7 protein-coding genes are annotated in these 11809 nt (G+C 63.0%); 1 reads left to right on the forward strand and 6 read right to left on the reverse strand.

Annotated features, from left to right (window positions below; genetic code table 11):
• The 4 genes from hpnE to ACE3PP_RS06200 all read right to left on the reverse strand — a co-directional run.
• Positions 1–1119, reverse strand: a 1119-nt coding sequence (gene hpnE / locus ACE3PP_RS06185; RefSeq protein ID WP_374379256.1) for a hydroxysqualene dehydroxylase HpnE, incomplete at its 3' end; no start/stop codon positions are given.
• Positions 1106–1942 carry a presqualene diphosphate synthase HpnD gene (hpnD, locus tag ACE3PP_RS06190; protein WP_374379259.1) on the reverse strand — a complete coding sequence of 279 codons (837 nt, stop codon included), beginning with the start codon at positions 1940–1942 and terminating at the stop codon, positions 1106–1108. The genes hpnE and hpnD, both read right to left, overlap by 14 nt.
• A complete protein-coding gene (gene hpnC / locus ACE3PP_RS06195; protein ID WP_374379262.1) occupies positions 1939–2793 on the reverse strand; it encodes a squalene synthase HpnC in 855 nt (284 codons plus the stop codon). The genes hpnD and hpnC overlap by 4 nt, the downstream gene beginning before the upstream one ends.
• Positions 2790–3983: a glycosyltransferase gene (locus ACE3PP_RS06200; protein ID WP_374379265.1), complete on the reverse strand. Its 1194-nt coding sequence runs from the start codon at positions 3981–3983 to the stop codon at positions 2790–2792. The genes hpnC and ACE3PP_RS06200 overlap by 4 nt, the downstream gene beginning before the upstream one ends.
• Before the next feature lie 233 nt (positions 3984–4216).
• Between ACE3PP_RS06200 and ACE3PP_RS06205 the strand changes: the two genes are divergently transcribed.
• Positions 4217–5368: a sensor histidine kinase gene (locus ACE3PP_RS06205; protein WP_374379273.1), complete on the forward strand. Its 1152-nt coding sequence runs from the start codon at positions 4217–4219 to the stop codon at positions 5366–5368.
• An 82-nt stretch (positions 5369–5450) separates the two neighbouring features.
• Here the strand turns inward: ACE3PP_RS06205 and rpoC are convergent, their stop codons facing one another.
• On the reverse strand, positions 5451–9623 hold the full coding sequence (gene rpoC / locus ACE3PP_RS06210; RefSeq protein WP_374379268.1) for a DNA-directed RNA polymerase subunit beta': 4173 nt from the start codon (positions 9621–9623) through the stop codon (positions 5451–5453).
• A 68-nt stretch (positions 9624–9691) separates the two neighbouring features.
• Positions 9692–11809 (reverse strand): DNA-directed RNA polymerase subunit beta (rpoB, locus tag ACE3PP_RS06215; protein ID WP_374379270.1); only part of this gene is annotated, 2118 nt, incomplete at its 5' end.

Genomic DNA, 11809 nt, shown 5'->3' on the forward strand with positions numbered 1-11809 from the left:
CGTTGCCGCGAAGGTTGCCCGCTTCTCCTTCACCACCCGCCATGTCGGCAACGGTGCGCCCCCGAGCCCGCAAGCCGCGGCGACGTCACGCCACAATCGGGCGGCCAGTTCTTCGGCTGGCAGATCGATGATCGGTTCGGCTGCCGAGGTCGTGGTCGAAAGAATGCCCGGCTTCACGAACACCCATTCAGCGGTTCCACCGACCACGCCGATGAAAGGGTCGGCCGGTGTCGGGCCGTCCCATTTGAAATGCGCGTTGACGATGCCGCGAAAGGCGTTCGGCGCCACCAGATCCGGCAGCAGATCCTGCGCCACCGGCGCGGTCACGGCGAGAACGACCCGGTCTTCCGGCGCCAAGGCGATTTCCGCCTTGCCGAAATCGAGATGCGTCACCCGGTCGTTGGCAAAGCGCACGCTCCGCAGCCGGTGCCCGAACAAAATCTCGGCGCCCTTCGCGCGCAGCTGCGCCAGTGCGGGGTCTACGAGACTCTCCGACAATCCTTCGTGCGGCATCACCGGGTGAAGTGCCGCACCGCCCTGCCCGAACGTGTCGCGGAACAGGCGCCCCAGCAGCTTGGCCGATGCTTCCTCCGGTGCCGTGTTGAGGGCCGCGACACAGAGCGGTGCCCAAAGGCGCCGGAAGGCAAGCTTGCGCTTGTCGACGATGTCGGTGACGACAGCGTTCTCGCTGGCGCGCGCCAGCCGCTCGGCGTCGAGATAGTCGAGGAGCGAGGTGCCCTTGGTGCGCCGGCTCGGCACCAGCAACCACCAGGGCATCAACCCCTCGGTCGGCCGCACGCGCCATGTCTCGTTGGTCCCCAGATCGATGAAGGGGAAGATCGCCTTGTCATGCGCGGTGAAGGTGGCCGTGGCACCGATCTCCGATATATAGGCCATCGCCGCCAGGTTGCCGCTGACGACGAGGTGATTGCCATTGTCGATCCGGCACCCGAGCTCGGCATCTTCATAGGAGCGGCAGCGCCCGCCCGCCTGCTGCGCCGCTTCGTAGAGCGAGACGGCATGCCCGGCGCGCACCAGCCGCGTCGCGGCGGCGAGGCCGGCGAGCCCCGCACCGACGACATGGACACGTCCCGACTTGTTCACGTCAGAGGAAGCCATAACGGATCGCCAGCCAGATCTTGCGCCATTTCGGCACCTTGATCTCGGTCGTCAGGTCGCGCCAATCCCAGGCGATCAGCTTGTCGAGGAGCGCCCCATAGACCGCCCCCATGATGCGCGCGGGGCGCATCGGTTCCTTGGCGCATTGCCGCATGGCCGCATCCGCCTTGGCGAAATGGTCCTTGGCGCGGGCCGCGAGATCGCGGCAGACGCGCGGCAAATTCGGATGCTGCCGGATGACGGCAAGATCCCCGCTGACGATGCCGTGCTTAGCCAAAAGATCGTGCGGCAGATAGAGCCTGCCCCGCCCCGCATCCTCCTCGATATCGCGCAGGATGTTGGTAAGCTGCAAGGCGCGGCCCAGATGATAGGCGACATCGTCCGCCACGGCCTCGGTGGCCCCAAAAGCGCGCACTGACAGCCGCCCCACGGCGGAGGCGACACGGTCGCAATAGAGATCGAGCGTCGCCATATCCGGCGCCTGGATCGTATCGGTTGCGTCCATCTCCATGCCGTCGATGACCGCCAGGAAATCCTCGCGCCGCAGCTTGAATTCTCGCATAGGCGTCAGCAATGCCTGCGATATCGTGCCGGTCGGCTGGCCGGCATAAAGCCGGTCGATCTCCGCCCGCCATTCGGCGAGGCGCTGTTGCTTCTCCGTCTGCGGCGCCTCTTCGTCGGCGATATCGTCGACTTCACGGCAGAAGGCATAGATCGCAAACATGGCATCGCGCCGCGCCGGTGGCAGCAGGCGCATGGCCGAATAGAATGACGTCCCGGACGCTTTCACCTGCGCCGCGATCTGCTGCGTCGCGTCCATCATTTTTCCCTCGCGAACATTGCCCAGGCAATGCCTTCCAGCATGGCCATCAGGAAGAACATCTTGGTCGGCTTCACACGGCCCGCCAACGGATCGTTGGCGCGCAACTGGGCGATCATCTTGTCGGCCAGCCGCACGATCGTCGCCGATTCCGCGCGCAGACGGAAATCCTTGAGCCGGCCCGGCAGCAGGCGCGCCTCGACCATGAGCGCGTCTGTCTTGTTCAAGAGATCGTTGAGGCATTGGCGCAATCCCTGGCTGCTCGTGCGCCCGGTCAGATGCCGAGTCTCGGCGCCGTGCGCCGCTAGATGATCCTGCGGGACATAGACCCGGTCCATCTCCAGATAGTCGACACCGCAATCCTGCAGATGATTGATGACCTGCAACGCAACGCAGAGCGCATCGGACGATGACCGCGCCCGCGCCGGCTCGCCATGCAGATCCAGCAATTGCCGCCCCACCGGTGACGCGGAATAGCGGCAGTAAGTCATCAACTCATCCCAGTTCGCATAACGCTGCTTGGTGGCGTCCATGCGAAAGGCTTTGAGGAGGTCCGTCGAATTGATTGGTGAGACGTTTGTCTCGGCAAGCGACTGCCGCAGCTCTACCGCCTCCGGCACTTCAGCGCGCGCGGGGTCGAGAAGAACGGCTTCCATCAGATCAAGCCTTGCCACCTTCTCTTCCGGCGACAGGGTCGGATTGTCGGCAATGTCATCGCCCATGCGAGCAAAGCGATAGAAGGCATGGACGTGCGGTCGCAGCTCGGCACGAATGAGGGCCGAACCGACCGGAAAATTCTCGTTCGTCGCGTTCTTGCCGGACGGTGTGGCGATGCCGGCCTGGGTCTCGCTCATGTCATGCTCTTCCTGACATGCTCGGCCTGTGCCCGGCCCTTCCACTGCCCGCCCTTGCCGGTCCAATAGCGGATCGCCGAGGCAATGGTTGCCGCCGTGTAAAAGCCAGCGACCAGGGGCAGGAACGGTGCCCACAAGGGCGATCTCTTGTAGTTGGCGAGTGTCGGCAGATAGGCGCCCGCCATCATGGCCCAGGCCAGCATGCCGAAGGGACGGACCCCCGGGTCCGGATTGATGGTCAGCAGCACCGGCGCCGCATAGGTCGCGATCATGCCGAGAACCGAGCCCAGTAACAGCAGCGCCGAATGATTGAGCTGCGTGAAGGCGGACCGCGCGATCAGATTCCAGATATCGCTCCAGCGCGGATAGCCGCGCAGCGACGTGACGTTGCTGGCAAGACCCAGCCAGATCGGTCCGGTTGCCTTGATGGCCCTGCCCAGGGCGCAATCGTCGATGAGTGCGCCGCGAATGGCGGCGATCCCGCCGATCTTCTTCAAGGCAGCGGAACGCACCAGCATGCACCCGCCGGCGGCGGCACCCAGCTTGTGCTTCGGATCGCGCACCCAGTTGAAGGGGTAGAGCTTCTGGAAGAAAAAGATATAGGCGGGGACCAGCGCCTTTTCGGCGAAGGTGTCGGTGCGCAGCTGCGCCATCAGCGACACCATGTGATAGTTGCCCCGCTCCGCCCGCGACACCAGCCGCGTCAGACTGTCGGGCGCATGGAGAATATCGGCATCGGTGAGGAGATAGTATTTGGCACCGATGGCTGCACGCTGGGTCTCGGCAAGGCCCTGGTTCACCGCCCACATCTTTCCGGTCCAACCGGCAGCCAATGGCTTTCCGCTGATGATGTGGAGCGCGCGGTGCTTGTCGCCCTCGGCAATCGCGCCCGCGGCCGCCTTTGCTTCCGCCGCCGTTCCGTCCTCGCTATTGTCGTCCACCAGCACGACTGTCAGCTTGCCGGCATAATCCTGGCGCAGCAATGCCCCGATCACTTCGCCGACGACACCCGCCTCGTTACGAGCCGGGATGACAGCCGCCACTTCCGGCCAGGATTTTTCCCAGGAATTATCTCCGCCTTCGCGCGCACCGGATTCGGGGCGCTCGCGCCAGAAACCGCCGCGGAAAAGCAGCAAATAGAGCCAAATACCGGCCGGCACGCCGGCCAGTGTGATGAGGAATTCGGACATAGCGATCCTATAGCCGGAACGCGCCTGCGGCACCACCCCCTACGGCGCCATCACCCGGCTTGCCTTTCGCCCCACTTGCACCGCCGCCGCTTTGTCGCCAATGTTTACTTCTTGGGGCAACGATTGCCGAGGGCGCGCGGCAATCACGGGTAACCGGTGCAGGCGATTCCTTCGCATCAGCCGGAGGGAGGACACGGATAGTGACCAACCACGGCCCGGCGCAAGCAGGACGGATGGACGATCCCGCCGTACCCTCTCCGCAATCCGACAAAAACCGAGATACCCAAGGGGTCGATCTTGGCCTGTCCCCGGACCCACTGCTTTGCCTATCGCCAGACGGGACAGTCCTCGCCGCCAATGTCCGCGCGACAGAGATGTTCAATTGCCATGCCCGCCTCCTGATCGGTGCCCATGTCGGCGCCTTTCTTGAGGGCCTTGCTGGCGAGGCTGGCGATCCTTCCGCTCAGCGCCTGCTGCGCGTGCTGGAGAGCGACGACGGCTCTCCCATCGAAACGGTGGCGCATCGGCTGACCGGCGAAAGCATCCCAGTCGAAGTCACGGCCATGCGCCAGGATTTTCAAAGCAAGCCCGCGATCATTGTCGCTCTGCGCGACATTACGAACCGCAAGAAAAGCGAACGCGTTCTTACAAATGCCAAGGAGACGGCCGAACGCGCCAATTTCGCCAAGCTGGATTTCCTTAGCCAATTGTCCCACGAGCTGCGCACACCGCTCTCGGCCATCATCGGCTTCGGCGAGGTGATGCGGGACGAGATGTTCGGCCCCCTCGGCGTCAAGATCTACCAGACCTATGCCGCCGACATCTGCAAAAGCGGACGACAACTCGCGGACGTGGTCGAACGCATCATCGATGTTGCCAGCCTCGAAGGTCGGATGGCGGTCGCGCATACGCGGTCGGCGGACCTCGCCGAAATCATGGACCGGATTCTTGCGGCACAGGCTGCCGCAGCGGCAATCCAGGGCGTGCGGCTCAACCATGATCTGCGCCGTGGCTCCATTCCGGTCGTCCTCGATGACGAAACGCTGGAAAAGATGATCGGCCATGTCGTCGAGAACGCGATCAAGTACAACCGCTTCGGCGGCAAGGTCGATATATCTGCGAGGGTCCAGCACAATGCGGAACGCGATCTCGATCAGGTGATCCTCAGGATTGGCGACAATGGAATGGGGTTCTCTACCGACAAGCTGCGGCAACTTCAGAGGTCTATCGACAGCAACCAGCAGCAGACAAATGGTGGATTGTCGCTCTGCGGCGCCTTTCTGCACTTAATAGGTGGCAGCCTCAGCATCAGCAGCGCGCCCAATCTCGGCACTACAGCCACCCTCACCTTTCCACAAAGATATGACGGTCGCTGGCGGCCCTGAATCCGTCGCGTCGGCATTGCCCAAAAGAAAAACCCCGCTGCCGGCGGCAGCGGGGTCTTTTGTTCAGTCATTCGACAGTTGCTTAGGCAACTTCCGCCTTGGCCGACTGGTCGGTGATGGCCGGATTGGCCCCCTCGGCAGCCGCTTGCAACGCCTTGTCGCGCGATGCCGCAACCTGCTTGAGGCGCGCCATGACCGAGCCGGTACCGGCCGGGATCAAGCGACCGACGATGACGTTCTCCTTGAGGCCGATGAGCGAGTCGACACGGCCCGAGACCGAAGCCTCGGTGAGGACGCGCGTGGTCTCCTGGAACGACGCCGCCGAGATGAACGAACGGGTCTGCAGGCTGGCCTTGGTGATACCGAGCAGCACGGGCTTCGCCGTGGCAAGGCGACCGCCTTCCTTGAGGACCTTCTCGTTCTCGATCTCCAGCTCCGTACGGTCGATCTGCTCGCCCGCCAGGAACGTTGTGTCGCCGGGATCGCCCACCTCGACCTTCTGCAGCATCTGGCGAACAATCACCTCGATGTGCTTGTCGTTGATCTTCACGCCCTGCAGACGATAGACCTCCTGGATCTCGTTGATGAGATAGGACGCCAGCGCCTCGATACCCAGCACGTTGAGAATGTCGTGCGGCACGGGGCTGCCATCCATCAGGAGATCGCCCTTCTGGACGTAATCGCCTTCCTGGACCGAGATGTGCTTGCCCTTCGGGATCAAGTACTCGACCGGCTCGACACTCGCATCTTCCGACACGACGACGATGCGGCGCTTGGCCTTGTAGTCCTTGCCGAACTCGACGCGACCGGCGCTCTCGCTGATGATCGCATAATCCTTCGGCTTGCGGGCTTCGAAGAGTTCGGCGACACGCGGCAGACCGCCGGTGATGTCACGCGTCTTCGAGCTCTCGCGCGGGATACGGGCCAGCACGTCACCGGCGCGGACATGGGCGCCGTTCTCGACCGACAGAATGGCGTCGACCGACATGAAGTAGCGGGCCTCGACACCGTTCGGCAGCGTCACGACGTTGCCCTTGTCGTCACGCAGGGTGACGCGCGGACGCAGGTCGGCGCCACGCGGCTGCTGCTTCCAGTCGACGACGACGCGGCTCGATATGCCAGTGGTTTCGTCCAGCACTTCGCGCATCGACAGGCCTTCGACCAGGTCGATGTAGTTAACGATGCCTTCCTTTTCGGTGATGATCGGCAGCGTGTAGGGATCCCACTCGGCGAGCTTCTGGCCCTTCGTGACCTTGGTGCCCTGATCCTGCAGGAGCTTGGCACCATAGGGGACACGGTGACGGGCGCGTTCGCGACCCTGGTCGTCGACCAGGACGATTTCGCAGTTGCGGCCCATCACGACCGGCAAATTGTCGCTGTTGATGACGACGTTGCGGTTCTTGACCTGAACTTCGCCGTTATAGGTCGCTTCGATGGCCGACTGTTCCGCACCACGCTGCGCTGCGCCACCGATGTGGAACGTACGCATCGTCAGCTGCGTGCCCGGCTCACCGATTGACTGCGCGGCGATGACGCCGATCGCTTCGCCGATATTGACCGGCGTACCGCGGGCGAGGTCGCGGCCATAACAGGCGGCGCACACGCTGGTCTTGGTATCGCAGGTCAGCACCGAGCGGATCTTCACGGTGTCGACACCAGCACGCTCGATTTCGTCGGCGAGCGGCTCGTCGATCAGCACGCCGCGCGCGGCGATCGTGCGGCCCGACAGCGGATCCTTCACGTCGGCGGCGACGGTACGGCCGAGGATACGCTCCGAGAGCGAGGCGATGGTTTCGCCGCCCTCGACCACGGCCTTCACGGTGAGGCCGTTCTCGGTACCGCAATCAAGCTCGGTGATGATGGCGTCCTGGGCGACGTCGACCAGACGACGCGTCAGGTAACCGGAGTTTGCCGTCTTCAACGCGGTATCCGCGAGGCCCTTACGAGCGCCGTGGGTCGAGTTGAAGTATTCGAGCACCGACAGGCCTTCTTTGAAGTTGGCGATAATCGGCGTTTCGATGATTTCGCCCGACGGCTTGGCCATCAGGCCGCGCATGCCGGCAAGCTGTTTGATCTGGGCGGCGGAGCCACGAGCACCCGAATGGGCCATCATGAACACCGAATTGATGCCCTTGCCGGTGGATTCCTTGGACATGACTTTCATCATTTCCTCGGCCACGCGCTCGGTGCAGTTCGACCAGACGTCGACGACCTTGTTGTACTTTTCACCCTGGGTGATGAGGCCGTCCTGGTACTGCTGCTCGTATTCCTTCACCTTCTGCTGCGCATCGAGGACGAGCTTCTTCTTCGCCTCGGGGATGATCATGTCATCCTTGCCGAAGGAGATGCCGGCCTTGCAGGCCTGGGCGAAGCCGAGACCCATGATGCGGTCGGCGAAAATGACCGTCTCTTTCTGGCCGCAGTGACGATAGACGGCGTCGATCACGTTGGTGATCTCCTTCTTCGTCAGCACGCGGTTGATGAGCGCGAACGGCAGGTTCGGATGGCGCGGCAGAACCTCGGAGAGGATCATGCGGCCAGGCGTCGTCTGCACGATCTTGATGATCGGGGCGCCGGTCTCGTCGACCGTGCGGAGGCGCGCTTTGATCGGGCTGTGCAGCGTCACGACCTTGGCTTCCAGCGCGTGCTGGATTTCGCCGATGTCGCCGAACGCCATGCCTTCGCCCGGCTCGCCCTTGCCTTCCATCGTCAGGTAATAGAGACCCAGCACGATGTCCTGGCTGGGGACGATGATCGGCTTGCCGTTGGCGGGGCTGAGGATGTTGTTGGTCGACATCATCAGCACGCGGGCTTCAAGCTGGCTTTCCAGCGACAGTGGCACGTGGACGGCCATCTGGTCGCCGTCGAAGTCGGCGTTAAAGGCGGTGCAGACCAGCGGATGCAACTGGATGGCCTTGCCTTCGATGAGGACCGGCTCGAACGCCTGGATGCCAAGGCGGTGCAGCGTCGGCGCGCGGTTCAGCATCACGGGATGCTCGCGGATAACCTCTTCCAGGATGTCCCAGACCTCGGGACGTTCCTTTTCGACCATGCGCTTGGCGGCCTTGATGGTCGAGGCCATGCCGTAGATTTCAAGCTTCGAATAGATGAACGGCTTGAAGAGCTCGAGCGCCATCTTCTTCGGCAGGCCGCACTGGTGCAGCTTCAGCTCCGGACCGACGACGATGACCGAACGGCCGGAATAGTCGACGCGCTTGCCGAGCAAGTTCTGGCGGAAGCGGCCCTGCTTGCCCTTCAGCATGTCGGAGAGCGACTTCAGCGGACGCTTGTTGGCGCCGGTGATGACGCGGCCGCGGCGGCCGTTGTCGAAGAGCGCGTCAACCGCTTCCTGCAGCATGCGCTTTTCGTTGCGCACGATGATGTCCGGCGCCTTCAGTTCGATGAGGCGCTTCAAGCGGTTGTTACGGTTGATGACGCGGCGATAGAGATCGTTCAAGTCCGACGTCGCGAAGCGGCCGCCGTCGAGCGGAACGAGCGGACGAAGTTCCGGCGGAATGACCGGGATGACGTCGAGGATCATCCATTCCGGCTTGGAGCCGGATTCGAGGAAGGCGTCGACCAGCTTCAGGCGCTTCACCAGCTTCTTGCGCTTGGCTTCCGACGAGGTCTCACGCAGGTCGACCTTCATCTGGTCGCGCTCTTCGGTGAGGTCGAGCGAGGAGAGCATGCCCTTCAGGGCCTCGGCGCCGATGCCGGCCTGGAACGCGTCCTGCCCGTATTCATCCTGCGCGTCGAGATACTGCTCTTCCGAGAGCAGCTGATGCTGCTTCAGCGGCGTCAGACCCGGCTCGATGACGACATAGTTTTCGAAATAGAGGATGCGCTCGAGATCCTTCAGGGTCATGTCGAGCAGCAGGCCGATACGGCTCGGCAGCGACTTCAGGAACCAGATATGGGCCACCGGCGAGGCAAGCTCGATATGGCCCATGCGCTCGCGCCGGACCTTCGAGAGCGTCACTTCGACGCCGCACTTTTCGCAGACGATGCCGCGATACTTCATGCGCTTGTACTTGCCGCACAAGCATTCGTAATCCTTGATCGGACCGAAAATGCGGGCGCAGAACAGACCGTCGCGCTCCGGCTTGAAGGTCCGGTAGTTGATGGTTTCCGGCTTCTTGATCTCGCCGAACGACCAGGAGCGGATACGCTCCGGGCTCGCAATCGAGATACGGATGTTGTCGAAGGTCTGCGGGCCCTGGGGCTGACCGAAAACGCTCATCAATTCTTGGTTCATCGCCATCTCCTTCTGCCGACCGAGGGCCCGGCGGCGTGCAACCGCCGGGTCTTCCGTCAGCTATCCGATTAATATTCGTTCGTGGTCAGTTCGACATTGAGGCCGAGCGACCGGAGTTCCTTCACGAGCACGTTGAAGCTCTCCGGAATGCCGGACTCGAAATTGTCGTCGCCGCGAACGATGGCTTCGTAAGTCTTGGTACGGCCGGAAACGTCGTCGGACTTCACCGTCAGCATTTCCTGCAGCGTGTAGGCAGCGCCATAGGCTTCGAGGGCCCAGACTTCCATTTCGCCGAAGCGCTGACCGCCGAACTGCGCCTTGCCGCCCAGCGGCTGCTGGGTGACGAGGCTGTACGGACCGATCGAACGCGCATGGATCTTGTCGTCGACCAGGTGATGGAGCTTCAGCATGTAGATGTAGCCCACGGTCACCTGACGCTCGAACTGCTCGCCGGTACGGCCGTCGATCAGCGTCACCTGGCCGGAGCTGGCAAGCCCCGCTTTGGTGAGCATGTCGACGATGTCCTCCTCGCGCGCACCGTCGAAGACGGGGGTTGCGATATGGACGCCGCCTTTGAGGTTCTGCGCCAGTTCCATCAGTTGGTCGTCGGGCAGTTCCATGATCTCGGCCTTGTAGGTCCGCTCACCATAGATGTCCTTCACGGCCTTGCGCAGTTCGGCATTCTTGCCGTTCTGCTTCACCTGCTCGACCATTTCGCCGATCTGGCGGCCAAGATTGGCGCAAGCCCAGCCAAGATGGGTCTCGAGGATCTGCCCCACGTTCATGCGCGACGGCACGCCCAGCGGGTTGAGGACGATGTCGACCGGACGACCGTCCTCGAGGAACGGCATGTCTTCGGCGGGAACGATACGCGAGACGACACCCTTGTTGCCGTGACGGCCGGCCATCTTGTCGCCCGGCTGCAGCTTGCGCTTGACCGCGACGAACACCTTGACCATCTTCATGACGCCCGGCGACAGTTCGTCGCCGCGCTGCAGCTTCTCGACCTTGTTCTCGAAGCGCTTCTCGAGGGCGGTGATGCTCTCGTTGAACTGCTTCTTCAGGGCCTCGATCTCGGCCATGCGCTTGTCGTTCTTGATGCCGATCTGGCGCCACTGGCCCGGCGTGAACTCCGAGAGCACCTTGTCGGTGATCTTGGTGTCGGCCTTCAGGGTCTTCGGCCCACCGGCCGCGACCTGGTTGACCAGCAATTCCTTCAAGCGGCTGTAGAAGTTGCGCTCAAGGATCGCCTTTTCGTCATCGCGGTCCTTGGCGAGACGCTCGATTTCGGCGCGTTCGATGGCGAGCGCGCGCTCGTCCTTGTCGACGCCGCGACGCGAGAAGACGCGCACTTCAACGATGGTGCCGGAGACTCCCGGCGGCAGGCGCATCGACGTGTCGCGCACGTCCGAGGCCTTTTCGCCGAAGATGGCGCGCAGCAGCTTCTCTTCCGGCGTCATCGGGCTTTCGCCCTTCGGCGTCACCTTGCCGACCAGGATGTCGCCCGGCTTCACCTCGGCACCGATGTAAACGATGCCGGCTTCGTCGAGATTCTTCAGCGCTTCTTCACCCACGTTCGGAATGTCGCGGGTGATTTCTTCCTGGCCCAGCTTCGTGTCGCGGGCCATGCACTCGAATTCCTCGATATGGATCGAGGTGAACACGTCGTCGGAAACGATGCGCTCGGAGATGAGGATCGAATCTTCGAAGTTGTAGCCGTTCCACGGCATGAACGCGACGAGCACGTTGCGGCCGAGGGCGAGTTCGCCAAGCTCGGTCGACGGACCGTCGGCGATGATGTCGCCCTTGTCGATCAGATCGCCGACACGCACCAGCGGACGCTGGTTGATGCAGGTGTTCTGGTTCGAGCGCTGGAACTTGAGGAGGTTGTAGATATCGACGCCGGGGGCGCCGCTATCGGCCTCTTCGGTGGCACGAATGACGATACGCGTCGCATCGATCTGGTCGACGATGCCGGCGCGCTTCGCCGCGATGGCGACGCCTGAATCGCGCGCCACGGTGCCTTCCATGCCGGTGCCGACCAGCGGCGATTCGGCGCGGAGCAACGGCACCGCCTGACGCTGCATGTTCGAACCCAGGAGCGCGCGGTTGGCGTCGTCGTTCTCAAGGAACGGGATGAGCGCCGCGGCGACCGAGACGAGCTGCTTCGGGCTCACGTCGATGAA

The organism is Dongia sp., from assembly GCF_041910485.1.
In the GTDB taxonomy this organism is placed as follows: domain Bacteria; phylum Pseudomonadota; class Alphaproteobacteria; order Dongiales; family Dongiaceae; genus Dongia.

What these genes read in the sequence shown, in the direction of transcription:
- hpnD (WP_374379259.1), bottom strand. Translation starts at nt 1,942, where the DNA reads ATGATGGACGCGACGCAGCAGATCGCGGCGCAGGTGAAAGCGTCCGGG.
- hpnC (WP_374379262.1), bottom strand. Translation starts at nt 2,793, where the DNA reads ATGAGCGAGACCCAGGCCGGCATCGCCACACCGTCCGGCAAGAACGCG.
- ACE3PP_RS06200 (WP_374379265.1), bottom strand. Translation starts at nt 3,983, where the DNA reads ATGTCCGAATTCCTCATCACACTGGCCGGCGTGCCGGCCGGTATTTGG.
- ACE3PP_RS06205 (WP_374379273.1), top strand. Translation starts at nt 4,217, where the DNA reads ATGGACGATCCCGCCGTACCCTCTCCGCAATCCGACAAAAACCGAGAT.
- rpoC (WP_374379268.1), bottom strand. Translation starts at nt 9,623, where the DNA reads ATGAACCAAGAATTGATGAGCGTTTTCGGTCAGCCCCAGGGCCCGCAG.